The organism is Collimonas sp., from assembly GCF_035566555.1.
Taxonomy (GTDB): domain Bacteria; phylum Pseudomonadota; class Gammaproteobacteria; order Burkholderiales; family Burkholderiaceae_D; genus Collimonas.
Map to the genome: position 1 here is coordinate 1 of NZ_DATMRB010000203.1, position 19,649 is coordinate 19,649.

The following is a 19,649-nucleotide window of genomic DNA, read 5'->3' on the forward strand; positions in this document are numbered from 1 at the left end:
CTTCGGCGGCCAGCTTGCGCAAAGTGACGAACAATTTGTCGACCGCCTGCGGCGTCAGCACCGAAGTCGGCTCGTCCAGGATCAGCAGCTGCGGATTGGTCAGCAAGGCGCGGACGATTTCGACGCGCTGGCGTTCGCCGACCGACAGCGTATGCACGTGACGGTGCGGCTCCAGCTCCAGGCCGTACTTTTCGCCGGTCTGGCGGATCTGCGTCACCAGCTCGGCCATGCTGACATCGGAAGCCAGGCCAAGTGCGATATTTTCCGCGACGGTCAGGGTATCGAACAAGGAGAAGTGCTGGAACACCATGGCGATGCCGAGCTGGCGGGCGACATGCGGACTGGCGATGTGGGCCAGCTCGCCGTTCCAGAAGATCTCTCCGGCGTCCGGCTTGACCGTGCCGAAAATGATTTTCATCAGGGTAGACTTGCCGGCGCCATTCTCGCCCAGCACGGCGTGGATTTCGCCGGGCGCGACCGCGAGATTGATATCGTCGTTGGCCAGCACACCCGGATAGGCTTTGCGGATATGGGCAATCTGCAGACGCGGTATGGTTGAAGTCACTTCTTCTGCCTGTGTCAATGAAAGACCGTTGCAAAATGAATCCAGCACGATTGCGCTTGCCGTAGTCGACGAACCTTCGGCGAACCGCGACGCAAGCGTCATGCTACCTCACTCAGCTGCTTACCGGCAGATTGCAGCGCAATCTTTTACCGGCATGAAGCTACTGCAAAAGCAAACTGCATGCCAGACCACGGCAGCCAGAAAACCAGGCATCTGGCGCGATTCCTGCCTAAGCCTGCCTATACCGACCTGCTGCCGCGCCCATGCCTGGCGGCGCCGATTTGCGGTAGCATGGCTGCAGGCTGGCAATCCCAAAACGAAAACAGAGCGCATGAAAAAAAAGTCCAGTGACACTGCAAGCAGGCCCGCGTCAACGCGGGGCAGCGGCGTGGTCGATCAGAAAATCTACGATTCGGTGCTGAAGGCGGTCATGAGCCAGCGCCTGCCGCCGGGCACCAAGCTGACCGAAGCCAGCCTGTGCGAACTGTTCGCGGTCAGCCGCACCATCGTGCGCAAAGCCATCCAGCGCCTGGCGCACGACCATATCCTGGAACTGCGACCGAACCGCGGCGCCATCATCGCCCAGCCGACGCCGCAGGAAACGCGCGAGATCTTCGCCGCGCGGCGCGCCATCGAAGCCATCATCGTGCCGCTGGCGGCGCAGCATGCAACGCGCGCCCAGATCGCCCGGCTGCGCCAAATCGTCAAAGAAGAACATGCGTCCTTTCATAGCGGCGACCACGCCAGGTGGATACGCCTCGGCGGCGAATTCCACATCCTGTTATCCGAGACAGCCGGCAATCCGGTACTGACCCGCTTCCTGCGCGAACTGGTCTCGCGCTGCTCCCTGATCATCGCCCTGTACCAGGCGCCCAACAAGACTGCCTGCCCCAACCACGAACACGAACACCTGATCGACGCCATCGCCGCCGGCGACGTCAAGCAGGCGATCCGCATGATGGACCAGCATCTGCTCGACATCGAAAACGCCTTGCGTCTGAGCGACCACGAACACGAAGTCAACCTGGCTGAAATCCTCGATCTGGCCTGAGACAGCCGGCTTTGCAGGGCTATCTTAGGACACATTCACGCCTGCGCCAGCTGTCATAAAGTGTATACAAGTTATTTCAAAATGTCGCCATTTTGGCGCGCCGGCGCGCACTAATCCGGTTCTTGCAACACTCCGGCCAGCCCTGTTTTGGCGCGGCCCTCCCCAATAGAAGGCGTTATTATTTGCCGGGCGCGGCAGCTCGCACGACAGCCTGACTTATCACTCCAGCAAGTTGTCGACGTTCGAATTTCGCTTTTCCGTATGTATACAATATATTTCGCTACAAAACGTAATATCGTTTTTTCCATTCTTCCTGCCGGGAAAAATTCTGGCACGGTCTTTGCGTTGAGTGACTCCGTTGCGGTCGGGCGCCGTGCAAGTCTGCGGCCCGGGCCAGCACGCAGCAGGCATAACTAAAACAAGCAAATCCGGTTTTATCAACGTCGATCACTGAGGGATGGAAAATGGGAAAAAAAGCGAGGGCACGCGCCCACATGCGTTGCGCAGGGAAGATGGTGCTGACATTGGGAGCCGCCTTGCCGTTTGGCGCGGCGCTGGCGCAAACCGCCGGCGCCGCAGCGCCAGCAGCGGCCAGTCCGGCGGCGCAAGACGGTTCTTCATTGCAGCTGGAAACCATGACCGTGACCGCACAGCGCAAGGTCGAAAAGATCAAGGACGTGCCGATCTCAGTGACCCTGCTCAAGGGCGAGACGCTCGATGTGCTCAACTCCGGCGGCCAGGACATCCGCGTGCTGGCGGCCAAGGTGCCCAGCCTGAATATCGAATCCTCTAACGGCCGCACTTTCCCGCGCTTCTATATCCGCGGCTACGGCAATACCGATTTCTCGGCCTTCGCCTCGCAGCCGGTATCGCTGGTGTTTGACGATGTGGTGCAGGAAAACGCCGCGCTCAAGGGTTTCCCGATGTTCGACCTGGCCGGGGTAGAAGTGCTGCGCGGGCCGCAAGGCACGCTGTTCGGCCGCAATACGCCGGCCGGCGTGGTCAAGTTCGATTCGGCCAAGCCTAGCCTGGACAAGGTCTCGGGTTACTACAGCGTCTCCGACGGCACCTACAACACCGCCAATGTCGAAGCCGCGGTCAACGTTCCGCTCAGCGACCAGTGGGCGATGCGCTTCTCCACGCTGGTGGAGCACCGCGACGACTGGATCACCAACAACGGCGGCGGCCCGACCGGCAGCATGGGCGGCTACAACGAACGCGCCGGACGGCTGCAATTCCTGTACAAGCCGGATGGCACTTTCAATGCGCTCTTCAACATTCACTCGCGCGCCTCGGAAGGCAATGCCCAGCTGTTCCGCGCCAACATCCTGCAAAAAGGCAGCGACGGCTTCGTCGCCGGCTTCGATCCAGGCACTGTCACCACCAATGCGATGAATACGCAATCGCTGCATACCGCCGGCGGCAGCGCGCGCCTGTCGTGGAACCTGGATAATGTGAAGCTGTATTCGATCACCGGCTATGAAACCATCTCCAGCTACTTCAGCCGCGGCGACATCGACGGCGGCACGCCGACCGGACCAGGCTTCATCCCATTCCAGGTGCAGACCGGCGGCGGCATCGCCGATCACAAGCAGTTCTCGCAGGAGTTCCGGGTCGAGTCGAAAAACGACGGCCCGCTCAACTGGCAGACCGGCTTGTACTATTTCTACGAAAACGTGGCCGGCAACAGTTCCAACTTCGACAGCACTACCCAGCTGCAAACCAGCTATCTGCAGAACCGCCAGAAAAATACCGCCTATGCCGCGTTCGGCTCGCTCACCTATGACGTCAACGACCGCTTCAAGCTGCGCGGCGGCCTGCGCTACACCGAGGACAAGAAGGATTTCTCCAACGAAGTCGCCAACAACGTCAGCTTCACCGGGCCGGGTTCGATCAGCGAAAGCAAGTCGAACGTCAGCTGGGACCTGAGCGCCAACTATGCGCTCAACAACGACATCACGACCTATGCGCGGGTCGCTACCGGCTTCCGCGCGCCGAGCATTGCCGCTCCTTCGTCCTCGGTGCCGATCACGGTGGCCAATGCCGAGACCATCACCTCGTACGAAGCCGGGATCAAGGCCGACCTGTTCAACCGCCGCGCACGCGCCAACTTCAGCGTCTACACCTTCGACGTCAAGAACCAGCAGCTGACCGCGGTCGGCGGCGCTTCCAATTCGATCATGCTGGTGAATGCCGCCAAGAGCGTCGGCCATGGCGCCGAGCTGGACCTGGAAGCCAACCTGAGCGAGCGCCTGCGCATGACTTTCGGCGGCAGCTACAACTTCACCCAGATCCGCGATCCCAACCTGCTGGTGGCCGGCTGCGCCGCTTGCACCATGCTCAATACCCAGGTGCGGCCGGGCCTGTATTCGATCGACGGCAATCCCTTGCCGCAGGCGCCGAAGTGGATTGCCAACGTCACGGCGCGCTACGGCATCCCGCTCGGCAACAACGACGAGCTGTACTTCTATACCGACTGGGCTTACCGCAGCAAGATCAACTTCTTCCTGTACAACTCCACCGAATTCACCGGCAAGCCTTTGCTGGAAGGCGGTTTGCGCGTAGGTTACAAATGGGCCGGCGACAAATATGAAATCGCCGGCTTCGCCCGCAACATCACCAACAAGACGGTGGCCGTGGGCGGCATCGACTTCAACAACCTGACCGCCTTCATCAACGAGCCGCGCGTGTTTGGCGTGCAGTTCCGCTCCAACTTCTAAGCATGGGAAAGCAGGGTGAGCATCGGTGCCCACCCTGCCGGCTGTTCTTGTTCTGATTTTTATTTCAAGGCGAATTATGAAAGCGAAGTTCATGCAGCGCCAGCTGCTGTCGGCCCTGTTCATGCTGGGCATTGCCGTGACGGCGCAGGCCGAAGGCAAGCGTAAGGTCATCATCGACGACGATATCGGCGGCCCGCGTGCGGCGCAGCTGATGGCGATCCAGTCGCCGGATGTGGAAGTGCTGGGGATTACCATCGTCAGCGGCTCGACCTGGCGCGATGAAAATATCGCGCATGCGCTGCGCACGCTGGAAGTGATCGGCCGCAGCGATATCCCGGTGATTCCGGGCTCCACGTTTCCGTTGCTGAATACCCAGGAAACCACGCGCCGCTGGGAAGCGCTGTACGGCAAGCTGGTCTACAAGGGCGCCTGGATGGATGAGAAATGGCCGGACGGCACCATCCAGAGCCAGCCCAATTACCATGCGCACGACTTCGTTCCGCAGCTGCCGGAAGGCATGCCGCATACCAGGCCGGCCAACGAAATCGCCGCCAATTTCATGATCAGAAAAGTCCATGAATTCCCAGGCGAAGTGACCATCCTGGCGACCGGGCCGATGACCAATGTGGCGCTGGCGATCAGCCTCGACCCGAGTTTCGCCGCCACCGCCAAGGAAATCGTCTACATGGGCGGCAGTCTGAACCCGCACCAGATGCTGCCGTCCAAATCGGCCGAACAGTTTGCGCGCGAGTACAGCAACACGCCGCGCCTGGAATTCAATTTCCGCTGGGATCCCGAAGCCGCCAAGATTGTCTTGCGCGCGCCATGGAAACATATCGTCATGGTGCCGGCCGATCCGTCGACCGCGACCGAGCTCAGCGCCAGGCTGCTGAACGACATGACCAGGTCCGGCACGCCGCTGGCGCAGATGGTCAAGAAGGTCACGGAAACCGGTTTCCCGCTATGGGATGAACTGGCTACCGCAGTGTGGCTGGAGCCGGCGCTGATCAGCAAATCCGACCAGTTGTATGTCAGCATCGATACCGACTTCGGCGCCGGCTACGGCAATACCCTGTCCTGGCCGGCAGCCTACGCGCCGCCCGGCCTGATCGCACAGGTCAGCACCGTGGTGCGCGAAGTCAATGTGCCGGCGTTTGAAAAGATGATGATCAGGCTGATGAACCTGCCGACGCCGCCGGCGCCGCAGAACTGATCCCAGCGATTGCAGCAAGCCGGATGCGCAAGGCATCCGGCCGCTTCAGCCGGCGCTTACTGCGCCGTCTTGTCAGAAGGATAAAGCAGGGAGTCGCGCAGCAGATAACCCATCGGCATGCCCATGTTGATCTTCTTCGATCCGTGCGGCTGGGTAAACCAGAAGCTGTAGATCTTCTGGAAATCGCCCTCGTTAATCATCCGCACCATCTCCTTGTCGACCAGCTGCTTGAAGGCAGGATCGTCCTTGCGGAACATCAGGGAATATTGCTCGATCGAGAGCGGATCGCCCAGCACGGTGAAGTCGGATGGTGTCTTGGCGGTGGCGCGCAGACTGTACAGCAGCACATCGTCCATGGCGTAGGCATCGGCCTTGCCCTGCTCGACGAAGCTGAACGATTCGGCATCGTCCTTGGCTTCCAGCACCTTGATGTTGAGCGAGCGCACATTGCTGCGGTCGTTGACCAGGTCGATGGTGGTAGTGCTCTTGGTGATGACGATGGTCTTGCCGCGCAAGTCAGACCAGTTCTTGATGTCGCTGCCCTTCTTGACGATCATGCGCACGCTGGAAAAGAAGTTCGGCACGGTGAAGCCGACGCGGGTGCGGCGTTCGGCGTTATTGGTGGTGGAACCGCATTCCATGTCGGCCTTGCCGTCGATGATGCTGGAAAAGCGGGTGGTCGAATCGACCGGCAGATACGCCACCTTGAGGTTCGGCAGCTTCAGTTCGCGCTTGACGGCGTCGGCGATTTTCAGGCACATGTCGATCGAATAACCGACGATCTGCTTGTTTTCATCAGTATAGGAAAACGGCGCCGTTTCGCGGTAGGCGAAGGTGATGGTCTGGCTGTCGCGGATCTTGCTGAGGGTGTCGCCGGCGTTGGCGGCTAGTGGTGTCAGGATACATAAAAAGGTCAAACCGTGCTTGATCACACCACGCATACAGAACACTCCGATAAGTCGCGAACGGCTGCCGCCGGCATCACCGGCGGCAGGCTGAAAACTGCTTGAGGACGTTAATTTCCTCGCGTCAATATATCAGCACTTCATGCGCTTGCGGCGGCTGTTACAAATCGGATACATGATTTTCGCATATGGTCAAACCGCCAATTGCTGCCGCCAGCTGCGCTGCCACGCCTTACGATTTGGCCGCAAAAAATCGATAGACCGCCTGGTAAGGCACGCGCGTCTGCTGGCCCAGCCGCGCCTGGTCGCAGCCGTCGGCCGGTGCGGCGCCGCCCAGGGTCTGCAAACGCTGGATGCTTTGCGTCAGGCCGAAGGCGCCGATTCCCGAAGTCGATTTGGCGCTCAGCAGCAGCCATGCGATGGCATCCGCATCGGGCGCCTTGCTTTGCGCCTGGAGCGCGCCGACCACCTTGCTGCCGTCATTCGATTCCCAGGTCGGGCCTGCGTAGTGTTTACCGATCTTGTTGCCCTGCGGGTCATACAACTCGGCCTGCGGCGCCACGAAATGCCATTCGAATTTTGCAGCGTCGGCCGGCGTCGCTGCGCATTGATAGATTTGCACGCCGGTGGCCTTTGCCTCCAGTGTCAGGACCTGGTTGGCAGCGACCTGCAAGTTGTCCGGCACCGCGATCGGCGCCTGCGCCGGAGTGCTGACGCAAGCAGCAAGAAAGGGCGCGCATCCGGCCAGCAGCGCAATGCTCAGTACTTTTTTCAACATGTTGTTTTCTCCACAATAGGGTTGGCGCGGGTCACCTCTAGTTGCCCGCAAGCATCCCCATTGTAAGCGCAGCGCCCTTTCTGCGCCGCGCCGCCTAGGCGCGCTCCTTGAACCATGCTGCAGTGGCTTCATCGGCTGGGAAAAACGATTCGATCCGCAGCTCGTGCACGGTGACGTCATGCGGCGTGCCCATGGTGGCGATAGTGGTGAACAGGTTCAACTCGACGCCGTCCTTGCGGATCTTCAGCGGCAGGAACGGCAGCACCCGCGTATCGAGATTGGGCGTCTGCGTCGCCGCCCTGATACCGGGTAGCGCTACCAGCTGCTCCAGCAGCGCTGTGGCTTCGCTGCCGGGACCGTCGCTCATGGCTTCGCGCTGAATCCAGTGCAGCAGGTCCGCGCTGACTTCCTGCCAGTTGAGCAGATGCTTGCGGATCGCCTGCGGATCCAGCATCAGCTTGAGGATGTTGACGCCTTCGCGCGGCAGCGGCTGCGTTTCCGGCATGTCCAGCAGCCAGCGCATCATCATGGCGGCCGGGCCGTTGCTCATCACCAGGTTCCACAGCCGGTCCACCACCAGCGCCGGATACGGCGCCTGCTGGGCCAGCATGAAGTCCAGCGCCTGCTTGACTGCAGCCAGTTCCGGATCGGACAATTTGCGCTCCTGGTAGGCCGGCGCGAAACCCGCCGCCAGCAGCATCACGTTACGCTGGCGCAGCGGGATGTCGAGCGCCGTGCCCAGCTTCAGGATCAGCTCCCGGCTCGGCTGCGCACGGCCGCTCTCCAGGAAGCTGATGTGACGCTGCGAGATATGGCTTTCGGCCGACAAGCGCAGCTGGCTGTAGCCACGCTTGTCGCGCCAGTAGCGCAAGGCCGCGGCGAAGTCGTTGAAGTAGCGGTGCCGGGCGCCCGCTTCTACACCTTGTTTTGCGCCGGCGCTGCGGTCCGGCTCCGCGACCATTTGTGATGCACCCATGAGCTGCCTCCGAAGAATTATGCGCAGTGTAACGCGCTATATGCAGCTATGCCGGCACTGTCATCGCATCCAGGAAGCCGGTGACGCTGCGGATGCGTCCATCGGCCGCCACTACTGCGACGTCAGTGCCATAGGCGACCGGCTCAGCGCCGTCAGCGCCCAGGGCCCAGGAAAAGCGCACCACATCGTTGTGGCCGTCCTGTTTGCCGTGCAGGCGGAAACGCAAGCCGGCGAACTGCTGTTGCACCGCGCCTATCATGGCGTCCAGGCCATCGTGGCCGCTGCTGCGCGCCATCGGATCGAGATAGCTTGCATCGGGCGTAAATACGTTAGCGATCAGGGCGCGGCGGCGTACGGCGTCGGTTTCGTCCCAGGCGGCGATGTAGCGGCTGGCGATGGCATTGGCTTGGTCGGTAATAGTTGCAGTGTGGTTGATGTCAGTCATGATCGTGCTCCTTCAAGGTTTGCTGGTTTAGGGAAAATGCGTTGTCGTTGTCGACAGAAACATTCTCCGCCTGCCAGGAAGCACGGTCGATTACCTCCCAGGTAATCAGATTGATGGATGGCGGCGCTAGGGCATGGCCAGCGGCGCCATGACGCCGGCCATGGAAAACAGCGCCAGTTGCACCGGCCCGGCTGCCGGCGCCTTGAGCAGCGCCGTAAGGGGGGCGTCGCCGGCGCCCCGGCGCGCGCTGAAATGGCGGCCGCCGTCGCTGCTGAACAATAGCGTGCCGCCCATGCCGGCGGCCATCAGCTGCTGTCCGGATAGCTGGGCGACGTCAGTCAACGACTGCGTGGTGCCGGAAACAACCGCCTGCCAGGTCTTGCCGTCGTCGCTGCTGCGGGTGATATGGCCGCGCATGCCTACCGCCACGATGGTGTTCACGCCATTGTCGGAAAATGCCACGGCGCTCCACAGCGAGCCTTTCTCGCCAGTGTCAATCACGTCCCAGCGCTTGCCGCCGTCTTCCGAGCGGAACACCGTGCCGGCCTCGGCCATAATCAGCAAAGCACCGCTAGGCGTCGCCAGAATCCGGTACAAGTGACGGTCGGCAGCATCGCCGCTGCTCAGCTTCAGCTCGTTCCAGGTCTGGCCACCATCCGCAGTGCTCAAGGCCATGCCGAACAAACCCACCGCCAGGCCATTGCTGGCGTCGCCGAACCAGATCGACAGGATCGGCTGCTCCTGGCCGTACTGCTGCCGCAGCAGTTTCCAGGTTTCGCCGCCGTCGCTGGTTTTCAGGACCACGCCGTCATGACCGGCAGCCCAGCCGCTGTTGCGGTCGATGAAGAATACCGAGGTCAGCATGGTGCGGGTCGGCACGCTGCGCGCCTGGCGGTAGGTGCGGCCATCGTCGGACAGCAGGATGACGCCGTGGTCGCCGACCGCCACGATCCTGCTGCCCGCTCCTTCGCCGGCGGTGGCGGCAGCCAGCAGCGGACTACTGCTGGCTTGCGGACGGATCTGCGCGGGCCTGCCGGTGGGCCAGTCGGAGGCAGCCTGGCCGGCGGCGCGGGCGCCCTGGCTGAACAGCGCCAGCGTCAAAAACCCGAGCGCCGCAAGGCGGCCGAAGCGTGCTGTCTTTTCATAGGAAGCAGTCGATGCTGGAAACATGGATATCCTCAATGAGCAGCAAAAGATGGCGTGCGCAGTGTGCCGGTGCGTCGCGGGAACAGGCTCTCCAGCACTACCGCAAACGCCGGCAGCAAGGTCACCGCCATCACCATGTTGACCAGGAACATGAAGGTCAGCAGCTTGCCCATGTCGGCCTGGAACTGCAACGGCGAGAATGACCAGGTCGCCACGCCGATCGACAAGGTCAGCGCAGTAAACACCGTCGCCACGCCGGTTTCGTGCAAGGTGCGTTCGAGCGCGCCGCTGATGTCGAGGCCGGCGCCCAGATGCAGCTGCAGGCGGTTGTAGATATAAAAAGCGTAGTCGACGCCAATGCCGGTAGCCAGCACCATCACCGGCAGGGTCGCTACCGTCAGGCCGATGTTGAGGTCCTTCATGAACCAATAACCCAGCCAGGTAGCGACCGTCAGCGGCAGGCAGCAAGCCAGCATGGCGCGCCAGTCGCGGTAGGCCAGCAGCACCAGCAGCAGGATGGCGCCGTAGACATACAGCATCATCGGCAGTTCGCTGCGCTCCAGCACTTCGTTGGTGGCAGCCTGAACGCCGGCGTTGCCGCTGGCCAGGCGGATTTTCACGCCGCTCAGCTGGTTGCTGCGGCGGAACGCCTCGACCGCCGCCACCACGCCTTTGATGGTGGTGGCCTTGTGATCGCTCAGGTACAGGTTGACACCCTGGGCCCGGCAATCGGACGAGGAAAAACCGTGCAACTGGTTGTTGGCGCTGCCGAACTGCGAGCCGAGGCCGCGAGCATCGCGCGTGATGGCGTTCATTTTCGGATTGCCTTCGTTGAGACCGGCATTCACTCCCTTCAGTACATCGGCCACCGAGCGCACCGACAATACGCCCGGCACGCCGCTCATCTGCTGCGCGAAATCATCCATGAACAGCTGCGCGTCGGGCCGCGCGCAGGCATCCAGCTGGCCGGCCGGCGCCACTTCAAACACTACCGTCAGCCAGTCCAGGCCGACATCGAAGCGTGCGGTGATGTCGGCCGCATCGCGGTTGAAGCGCGCCTCCGGCCGCAGCTCGGCGGCGCCGGCTTGCAGGCTGCCGACGTGGCGGCCCTGGCTTTGCCAGACCGCGACGCCAAACAAGGCGCTTCCCAGCGCCACCACGATCCAGGCGTTGCGCGGCCGCGCCACCAGCGCCAGCCAGCTAAGCCAGCGGCTGTGCTGCTCACGGCGGCCGATGGCGCGCTGCGCATATTCGCGGGAGAAGCTGAAATACGAGGCAGCCAGCGGCAGCATCACCAGATTGGTCACTATCTTGTAGCCCACCCCTATCGATGCCGCAATCGCCAGTTCGCGGATCATCGGGATCGGGATCAGGGTCAGCGTGATGAAACTGATGAAGGCCGTCACCAGCGCCAGCGTGCCCGGTATCAACAGGCCGGTAAAGCTGTGCCGCGCAGCCTGTTCGGTATTCCTGCCGTCGGCGATTTCACGGACGATGAAATTGATCTGCTGCACGCCGTGCGAGACGCCGATGGCGAATACCAGGAATGGCACCAGGATCGCCAGGGGATCGAGGCCGAAGCCGAGCAGCCGCAAGCTGCCGAACTGCCACACCAGCGAACTGAGCGAGCAAGCCAGCGGCAGCAGGGTCAGGCGCAGCGAGCGGCAATACCAGTACACCGACAAAGCCGTCAGCAGCAAGGCGACACCGAAGAACAGCATGACCTTGCTGGCTTCCTCGCCGATATCGCCGATGGCCTTGGCGAAGCCGATGATCTGGATTTCGACATCGGCGTTTTCAAACTGCTTGCGCACCTTGTTTTCCAGCAGCTGGTTGAAGCTGCGGTAATCCAGCGGCTGGCCGGTCTGCGGATCGCTGTCCTGCAGTTCAGCCAGCACCATGGCGCTGGTCTGATCGCGCGAGACCAGGTTGCCGAGATAGCCGCCGGCGGCGACGCGCTCGCGGATGTCGGCGATCACCTGCGGACTGAGCTTGTCCGGAATGATGTCGCCGCCGGTGATCGGCAGCGCCTTGAAGCCTTCTTCCGTGATCTCGGTGAAAAACACATTGGGAGTCCAGAGCGACGTGACGCTGCTGCGATCCACGCCCTGCAGATAATTCACGGCCTCGGTCACGCCCAGCAGCTGGCGCAGCACCGGCGGGTTCCAGATGCTGCCGCGGCGCGCATGCACCACCACGATCAGGCGGTTGGCGCCGAACAGCGCCTCGCGATACTGGTTGAAGGTCTTGATGTACTCATGCTGCTGCGGCAGGGTCTTTTCAAACCCGGCCGACATGCGCAAACCCAGCGCCAGCACCGCCATGCATGCGGTGAAAGCGGCAAAGGCCAGCAGCACCGCCAGGCGCCGCCTGAACAAGACAGATTCCAGCCGGGCCACCAGGCGCAGCAGCCGGCTGCCTTGCGGAACATGTTGCGTTGAACCACTCATGCTTGCTTCCAATCCCTGGTCAGAACGAAGTCGTGAAACTGAAGGTGGCGAAGTCGCGGTCGAGCATCAGGTTGGACTGGCCGCCGCCATAGTTGTGGGTGTAGTCGACCCGCATCTTGGTGGCCGGCTTGGTCTTGAAATCGATGGTCAGCCCGGCTACCACCGCACCGGCGCCCTGCACGAAGCCGGGCAAGGCGCTGGCAGAGACGCCGGACATGCCATACGACAGCGACAGATCCGGTGCGTAGGATGCCTGGCCGCCGAAAGCCGCCGGATAATTGACGCCGATCTGCGCCACCAGGCCGCTGGACAGCTTGGTCGGCACCCGATAATCGGAGGTCACCGAATACGGAATCCCCTGGTTCAGGTCCAGGTCAGGGTAGTAGGCCGCCGCCACCTCTGAAGTGAACGAGCCCTCGGTCGCGCCCAGCGCTCGCAGCAGGCCGCCGAAACTGCCGCCCGGCGTGAAGATGTTCAAGGCCGTCAGGTGGAACTGGTATTTCTTCTGGTCGACGGCGCCACGGCAGACGTAACCGGTGGGGCGATAGTTGGCCGGATTGAGGTCGGCGTTGCAGTAATACGGATTGGCCGGATTGGCGACGATGGTCGGATCGATGGGGATGCTTTCCTTCGGCCGGAACGACAGTTCCGTGCCGAACGCCCAGTCGCCGGCGCGGGTGTTGTAGGAGACCCCAAACAGGTTGCGGTCTTCGGCATAGTCCAGAAAGATATCCTGCCAGCCGAAGGGATTGGCCGTGCTGCCCTGGTTGACGCGGATGCTGGCGAACGGGATCTTGTCGTGATAACGCACGTAGTAAAAAGCCAGTTCATCACCGCTGTCCGGAAAGGTATAGCGCGTGGACAGGCCGAACTGGCCGCTGTTCCTCGGATTGTGATCGGGCCCGCGCGGAATCACGCTGCCGGTATGAAGCAACGGACCATACAAGGGATTGAGGTTGGGATCGGCCAGTTCACCCGCCGTCAGCTGGCGGTTGAACGGCAGGCCGGTGCTGGGATTGATGCCGACGATGCGGGTGCCGGTATCGCCTACCGTGCCCGGCGGCGACGGCGGCAGGCCGAGCGGGCCGGTGGCCGTGTTGACCAGCGACGTCGGCAGGAAGGCGCCGCTGGAACCGCTGCCAACCACATCGCTGGTGGAAAAGAAGGTGCCGACCGGATCGAATTCATAGCCGTTCCAGCGGGTCTGGTAGTAGCCCTCCACGCTCAGCCCTTTCGCCACTTCAGCGTTGAGCGACAGGATAGGCGCCGGCCGGAAGATTTCCTTGAGCTGGACGCCGGGGCTGTGGGCGCGCCTGACGTCGATCGAGTTGATGGAATTGATGCCGCCCGGGATGAAGATGTCCTCGCCCCAACTGATCACCTGGTTGCCGACCCGCAACCGCACCGGATGCTGGTCGATCTCGAATTCCTTGTTGACGTAAGCATCCAGCAAACGGATGTCGTGCACCGCATGGCTGCGCGCATCGGGCTGCAGGTCGGCGTAGCTGGTGTGGTCGGCTGCGAAATCGTAGGACCAGGCCGCGCGCATCAGGCCGCTCCAGCCGTCCGGCGCCTTCAGGTACAGGTCGTGCACGCCGCGCACCGCGGCAGAGAATACCTGCCCGCTCTTGTAGTTGAGGTTGCCGTTGTCCTGGTTGAGCCGGGTCAGGTCGTAGGACTGGTTGAAATTGACCGGATCGCGGCGCGCGATGTCGACCTGGCCGCTGCCGGCGCAGCCGCCGTTGTCCTGGCCGATGAACGTGCAGTTGGGGCTGGAAGTGCGGACGCCGACGCCGAACGACACCGAGGAATCGAAACTGCCGCTCAAGCCGTTGCCGAGATCGAACTGCTCGGCCATGGCCGAGTGGCTGAACACCGTCGAACTGCCCCATACCAACGCCACCGCCACGCCCGGCCTGAAACTGGATAGCCGGCCCCTGCCCCTCTTGTTCACCATCTTCTTCATTCCTGCCCCTCCCCGAGAAGTGAATCAACTGCGCGATTTATTATCGGCAATGGCCAGCCATGCGGCCGCTGCCATGCGGACGGTAATCAGCGCGTGGCGAACCGGCGCAGGCCGTCTGGCTCGAACATGGATTCCTTGACTCTGCCGTCGCGCCCGGCCAGCCAGTCCGATTGCTTTTGCCCGGCCGGGATCCGTTCGGCGATGTAGCGTCCCATGGCCAGGTCGTGGCTGGCATAGGCTTCCTGCACGCAGGCCGGCAGTTCGGTCGCCATCACCACGCCGCTTTCCATCACGCGCTGGACCTTGCCCTGGCCGTCGTACAGGTCCTGCACCAGGATCTGCCAGGAATCTTCATCCAGGTAAAACGTCCGCTTGGGAAAGGTATGGCGCGCACCCTGCTTGACGGTAGCTTCGATCTCCCACACGCGATGGGTTTCGTAGCGCGCCATGTCGCGGTTGAGGAAGGTCGGCTGCACCACGTCGCCGATCTTGGCTTGCACCGAATTGAGCTTGTTCCAGTTGTAAGGAACGATCATTTCCTTCTTGCCGACCAGCTTGTAGTCGTAGCGGTCAAGCGGGCCGTTGTACATGGTGTACTGGTCGATGGTCTCCAGGTTTTCATCGTTGAGGATGGGCGCATCGTAGGCATAGGTCGGCGCCCGCCGCACCCGGCGCTGGCTGGCGAAGTACAGCCAGATATCGTTCGGCTTGCCGATGTAGGCGTGCGACAGGGTGACGTCGCCGGCGAACTGGGCTGGTGCAATGTACGGACTCAGGTAGAGCGACTCGACGCCCTTGGCGCCGGCGATGTTGTTGTTCTTCGCTTCTGACAGCGGGAACATGATGTAGTCTTCCTGCACCAGCGCCTGGCCGATGTCGCTGCCGCCTTTCGGCGGCACCACCGTGGAGTAGGCCCAGGTCAGGCCCTCGCCCTGGTAGCGCATCTTGAAATTCCACATGGCTTCGACGCCGCTGGCCGGCATCGGAAAAGGGTAGCCGGCGGTCTTGGCTTCCGCCAGTTCGTAGCCGTTGGCGGCCAGCTTGGCGAAGCCGACATTTTCCTTGCTGCGCTGGTAGACCACCTCCGGATAGCCGCAGGACCGGTGCGTAGGATAGACATCCACGCGATAACCCTTGATGCTCTTGATCAGCTGTACCTGGCCGGGCGACAGCTTGGCGGCATATTTATCGACATTGGCGGCATTGATCGAGTACAGCGCCTTGTCGGCGGCGTAAGGATCGGGGCGCGGCTGGCCGGCTTTGTAGCCGGCTGGCGGACTGACATCGCCGCCGCTCCAGGCGGGAATCACGCCATCCTTGCTACCAGCCTTTTCGGCGCCTACCGGAGTCAGCTCGGCGCCCAGTTTCGAGGCTTGCTGCGCCAACACCAGCGGCGCCAGCAGGCAAGCGATGGACAGCATCAGCAGCGGTGCCTTCGGTTTGATCGGGTGCGCTCTCATTGTTATATCTCCTCGCAGGTCAAATCACAAAATGAAAAAATAATCAACTATTCTTGTTCAACATGCGCAACGCATTTCAAGCAGCAGCAGGGTCAGCGCAGCAGCAATTTCATCATGATCCGGAAGGTCTTTCCATAGGGCGGCTTGAACAAAGACATGCCATTGAGCGCCGACTGCCGGAAAACCGGTTTCATCTTCGACAGCGCCTGGAAACCGTGCTCGCCGTGATAGGCCCCCATGCCGCTGGCGCCGACACCGCCGAAAGGCAGATCGTCCTGCGCAATATGCAGCAAGGTGTCGTTGATGGAAACGCCGCCGCTCACGGTATCGCGCATCACCTGGTCGATGTTTGCGCGCTTCTTCTCGAACAGATACAAGGCCAGCGGGCGCGGATGCGCATTCACATATGCGATGGCCTGCTCGAGCGAGCCATACGGCAGCAGCGGCAAGAGCGGGCCGAAAATCTCTTCCTGCATGACGCGCATGTCGTCGTTGACGCCGCTCAGCAGCACCGGGGGCAGGCGGCGCGAGGCCGCATCCGGTGCCGTGTCCGACAGCGGCAGCACCTGCGCGCCGAGCTGGCCCGCTTCATCGGTCAGCGCCTGCAGGCGCTCGAAATGACGCGGACTGACGATACTGGTGTAGTCCGGATTGCTTGCCAGGTCCGGATACAACTTTGCAAAGATGCGCCGGGCGGTATCGGCGAAACGCTGTAACTGGTCTTGCGGCAGCAGCACATAATCCGGGGCAATGCAGGTTTGCCCAGCGTTGAGCAGCTTGCCGACCAGGATGCGTTCCACCGCCTTGTCGAAATCGGCTTCGGGCCCGATGATGGCTGGCGATTTCCCGCCCAGTTCCAGCGTCACCGGCGTCAGGTGTTCGCTGGCGGCGCGCATCACCTGGCGGCCGACCGCGGTGGAGCCGGTGAACAGCAAGTGATCGAACGGCAGGGTCGAGAATGCGCGCGCGACTTCGGCATCGCCGTTGACCACGGCAATCTCGTCGGCCGTGAAACTGGCGGCGATCAGGCGTGCGAACAGGTCGGCAAAACGCGGCGTATATTCCGATTGCTTGAGCATGACGCGATTGCCCGCCGCCAGCGCCGCCGTCAACGGGCCGACCGCCAGCATCAGCGGATAATTCCACGGCGCCACGATGCCCACCACGCCCAGCGGCTGCGGCACCAGGGTCGATGACGCCGGCTTGAACCAGAAGCCGGTGGCGCGCTTGTGCACGCGCATCCAGCGCTTGCCGTGGCGCAGTGCGTGGGCGATACCCTCGACTGAGGGAAACACCTCGGCCAGTTCCGTTTCCTGGCTGGGACGGTTGCTGAAATCCGCGGAAATCGCCTTGGCGAATGCGTCGCGGTTATCCATCACCAGCGCCCGCAAGCGTTGCAGACGATCTGCCCGGAGCGCCCAGTCCGGCGCCGGAAATTGCCGGCTGGCAGTGTACATTGCATCGAAAATCGGTTGTAGTTCAAGCATGGCTGGCAATCTCAGCATTGATGGCCTTGACCGAAGCATCGCTATCCGCACGCGGCCCCGGATCGGACGATCCCAGCACCGGCCAGTAATCGACAATCCTGCCCTGGCGCAGGATGACCAGGGCGCCGAACTGCAGCATCACGGCTTCGCTCTGGGTCGGCCGCAGGAAGACATAATCGTCCGGCGCCAGCGCCGTCGCCGCCGAGCCGTTGACGAACTGCTGGTTGGTGCTGTAGCCCATCATCGGGTGCTCAAGCAAGCCGCGCGGCGATTCGTAGCGCGCCAGCCAATGGCCGCCGTACAGGAAGTAGGTGCGGCGCCGGTTCGGATTCCACCAGGCGCCGAGCTTGCCGATCCAGTCGCTTCCCGGAATCGTGGTGCCGTCCAGTTTTTTCAGCACGGGGGTGGCGATGAACATGGCCGGCTGATGGCCGGCCAGCAGGCCGAGATCGAAATCGGCGGGCTTGACCAGAGCGGAACCCACCGATACATCGTTGATCAACGATTGCTTTTCGTAGAGCCGGTACGACATGCTGCCGCCGGCATTCAGGGTAAGGTCCGACTCCAGCAGGCTGGGATACGCGCTGGCGGCGATATCCTTGAGCGCCTGGTAGCGCTGCATCACCTTGTCGTGCAGCTGGGCCGGCGTGCCGAAGATGCGCGGCAGCTTGGCCACGTGCGGCTCATAGCCCATGAAGCCGCCGAACGCCAGCTGCGCCGGATTGCGTTCGATCATGTCCAGCATGCTCAGCAGCACCTGCTCCTGCGCCACGCCGCCGCGGTGCAAGCCAACGTCCAGTTCGATATTGATGCGCATGCGCAGGCCGCGTCCTTGCGCCAGCGCGAGATACTGGGCCAGGCGTTGCGGCGTATCGATCAGCCATTGCAACTGCCTGGCCGGATCGAAGCTGCCGCGCAGCTGATCGTAGAATGCGGCGGCGGCGCGCAGCGGCATCGGCTTGCCGAGCAGGATGTCCGCCTGCGGGAAACGCTTTGCCTCTTCGCTCAGGAAGGGTTGATGGAAAGCCATCAGGCGATTACTGCCGGCGGCCTTCATGACATAGTCGAGCAGGGATAGCGAAGGCAGCGATTTGGCGACGATCCGCAACGACCTGCCTGGTCCCATCGCGTGCCGGACCAAGGCGAGGTTGTGGTCCAGGCGGTCCAGGTCGATCAGCAGGCACGGGTGCGCCGGGCCGTGCTTGCGCAGTTCAGCATTGATCGCTGCAAAATAGGGATCGTACGGCGCACCGCTGTCTTTGGGCCAAATGAATCCTGCCATCAGGCTCCCCTTGAAACGGTGAACAGATGACGTCGCATCGCCGGAGCAAAACGCAGCAGCACGCACAGTACCGCAAGCATGCACATGATCAGCATGATCACCGCCTGTTGCCAGCCGAGGATGTTCTTGACGCGTTCGAACAGCACTGTCATTGCCAGCACGCCGGCATTGCCGACTGTCCAGAACAGTCCGGCCGCCATGCCGGCATGCGCCTTTGGCACGGCTTCGTCGATCACGGTCAGCGACAAGGGAAGCAGCGGCAGCCAGAAAAAGCCGAGCAGCGCACCGCAGGCGATGCCCCAGGCGACGCTGCCGGCAGCGAACAAGGGATACAGCAGCAACACCGAAGGCAGCAGGCAAGCCGTGATCATGCCAAGCACGCTGGCAGACCTGGCGGCCAGCGCGGGAATCACCATGGCGCCGACGATCCCCCCTGCCACTACCGCAGCCATGGCAAAACCGGCGTCGTCGATGCCGAAACCGCGTGCGCTCCAGACCGCCTCCAGCCAGGTGGTGGCGGCGTTGAAGCAGCCTTGGATCAGGAAACTGGCGACCAGGATCACCAGCAATGCAATATTGCCTCTGACCTTAAGCGCCGCGTGATTCTTCGTCCGCGCGGCCGGTGCGACGTATTGCCGTTGTCGGACAAACAGGCAGGTCAGCAGGAAAAGCAGGAAGGCGGCAGCGGCGTGGATCGCCATCGAGCCGGCCAGGCGGAAGGCGGCGAACAGCGCGGGCGAAACCGTCATGGCCAGCGCCAGGCCGGCAAAGATGGCGATCGCGCAGATGCCCGTGATCTTGGCTTCGTCGCGTGCATCGAACCAGTCCGAGGCCAGCACGGTAATCGGCGTGACGATGAATGGAATGGCGGCCGCAATGCCGGTTTGCGCCAGCAACAGCAGCCAGAAATTGTCGATCACGCGCAGCAGGCTGCAGGCAGCCATCACACCGGTGCCTATCAGCAGGGAGAGACGGTAGCCGCGCCTGTCGATCAGGCCGCCGGCCAGCGCCGACACCAGGATGCTCATCACGGGAAACACCAGGATCAGCAGGCTGGCGGACAATTCGCTGACGCCGTAGTGGTCCGAGACAAAGGTCAGTATCGGCGCAAAATCGTACCAGAACACCTGGGTCATGATCAGCGCGGCGCAAAATATGGCCAGGACTCCCCAGCGCCGCCACGGTGAAATTTGCACGCCGTCCAT

The 19,649-nt window shown here is 62.3% G+C and carries 15 protein-coding genes; 3 read left to right on the plus strand and 12 right to left on the minus strand.

The window, feature by feature from the left end:
* Positions 1-508: ATP-binding cassette domain-containing protein (locus VNZ65_RS25075; RefSeq protein ID WP_414649218.1), on the minus strand; the 508-nt coding region annotated here is incomplete at its 3' end.
* Positions 509-953: 445 nt separating this feature from the next.
* Between VNZ65_RS25075 and VNZ65_RS25080 the strand changes: the two genes are divergently transcribed.
* From VNZ65_RS25080 to VNZ65_RS25090, 3 genes are all read left to right on the plus strand, one after another.
* Positions 954-1,616, plus strand: a complete 663-nt coding sequence (locus VNZ65_RS25080; RefSeq protein ID WP_325673987.1) for a GntR family transcriptional regulator — start codon at positions 954-956, stop codon at positions 1,614-1,616.
* Positions 1,617-2,080: 464 nt separating this feature from the next.
* Positions 2,081-4,336 carry a TonB-dependent receptor gene (locus VNZ65_RS25085; protein WP_325673989.1) on the plus strand — a complete coding sequence of 752 codons (2,256 nt, stop codon included), beginning with the start codon at positions 2,081-2,083 and terminating at the stop codon, positions 4,334-4,336.
* A 76-nt stretch (positions 4,337-4,412) separates the two neighbouring features.
* The gene (locus tag VNZ65_RS25090; protein WP_325673991.1) at positions 4,413-5,549 is read left to right on the plus strand and encodes a nucleoside hydrolase; all 1,137 of its coding nucleotides are present in this window, start codon (positions 4,413-4,415) and stop codon (positions 5,547-5,549) included.
* Positions 5,550-5,605: 56 nt separating this feature from the next.
* Here the strand turns inward: VNZ65_RS25090 and VNZ65_RS25095 are convergent, their stop codons facing one another.
* From VNZ65_RS25095 to VNZ65_RS25145, 11 genes are all read right to left on the minus strand, one after another.
* Positions 5,606-6,490 (minus strand): amino acid ABC transporter substrate-binding protein, encoded by an 885-nt coding sequence (locus VNZ65_RS25095; RefSeq protein WP_325673993.1) that lies wholly within the window; start codon positions 6,488-6,490, stop codon positions 5,606-5,608.
* A 196-nt stretch (positions 6,491-6,686) separates the two neighbouring features.
* Positions 6,687-7,232: a DUF3455 domain-containing protein gene (locus VNZ65_RS25100; protein WP_325673995.1), complete on the minus strand. Its 546-nt coding sequence runs from the start codon at positions 7,230-7,232 to the stop codon at positions 6,687-6,689.
* A gap of 94 nt (positions 7,233-7,326) precedes the next feature.
* Positions 7,327-8,208 (minus strand): helix-turn-helix domain-containing protein, encoded by an 882-nt coding sequence (locus VNZ65_RS25105; RefSeq protein ID WP_325673997.1) that lies wholly within the window; start codon positions 8,206-8,208, stop codon positions 7,327-7,329.
* Between the two features lie 46 nt (positions 8,209-8,254).
* Complete coding sequence (locus tag VNZ65_RS25110; RefSeq protein ID WP_325673999.1) at positions 8,255-8,653, minus strand: nuclear transport factor 2 family protein; 399 nt, start codon at positions 8,651-8,653, stop codon at positions 8,255-8,257.
* A gap of 126 nt (positions 8,654-8,779) precedes the next feature.
* On the minus strand, positions 8,780-9,823 hold the full coding sequence (locus VNZ65_RS25115; protein WP_325674001.1) for a WD40/YVTN/BNR-like repeat-containing protein: 1,044 nt from the start codon (positions 9,821-9,823) through the stop codon (positions 8,780-8,782).
* A gap of 8 nt (positions 9,824-9,831) precedes the next feature.
* On the minus strand, positions 9,832-12,249 hold the full coding sequence (locus VNZ65_RS25120; RefSeq protein WP_325674003.1) for an efflux RND transporter permease subunit: 2,418 nt from the start codon (positions 12,247-12,249) through the stop codon (positions 9,832-9,834).
* A gap of 19 nt (positions 12,250-12,268) precedes the next feature.
* A complete protein-coding gene (locus tag VNZ65_RS25125; RefSeq protein ID WP_325674005.1) occupies positions 12,269-14,206 on the minus strand; it encodes a DUF1302 domain-containing protein in 1,938 nt (645 codons plus the stop codon).
* Positions 14,207-14,301: 95 nt separating this feature from the next.
* Positions 14,302-15,675: a DUF1329 domain-containing protein gene (locus VNZ65_RS25130; RefSeq protein WP_325674007.1), complete on the minus strand. Its 1,374-nt coding sequence runs from the start codon at positions 15,673-15,675 to the stop codon at positions 14,302-14,304.
* A 92-nt stretch (positions 15,676-15,767) separates the two neighbouring features.
* The gene (locus VNZ65_RS25135; RefSeq protein ID WP_414649216.1) at positions 15,768-17,180 is read right to left on the minus strand and encodes a coniferyl aldehyde dehydrogenase; all 1,413 of its coding nucleotides are present in this window, start codon (positions 17,178-17,180) and stop codon (positions 15,768-15,770) included.
* On the minus strand, positions 17,155-18,444 hold the full coding sequence (locus VNZ65_RS25140) for a DSD1 family PLP-dependent enzyme (protein ID WP_325674011.1): 1,290 nt from the start codon (positions 18,442-18,444) through the stop codon (positions 17,155-17,157). Before VNZ65_RS25140 ends, VNZ65_RS25135 begins: the two co-directional genes overlap by 26 nt.
* Positions 18,444-19,649 carry a CynX/NimT family MFS transporter gene (locus VNZ65_RS25145; RefSeq protein WP_325674013.1) on the minus strand — a complete coding sequence of 402 codons (1,206 nt, stop codon included), beginning with the start codon at positions 19,647-19,649 and terminating at the stop codon, positions 18,444-18,446. The genes VNZ65_RS25140 and VNZ65_RS25145 overlap by 1 nt, the downstream gene beginning before the upstream one ends.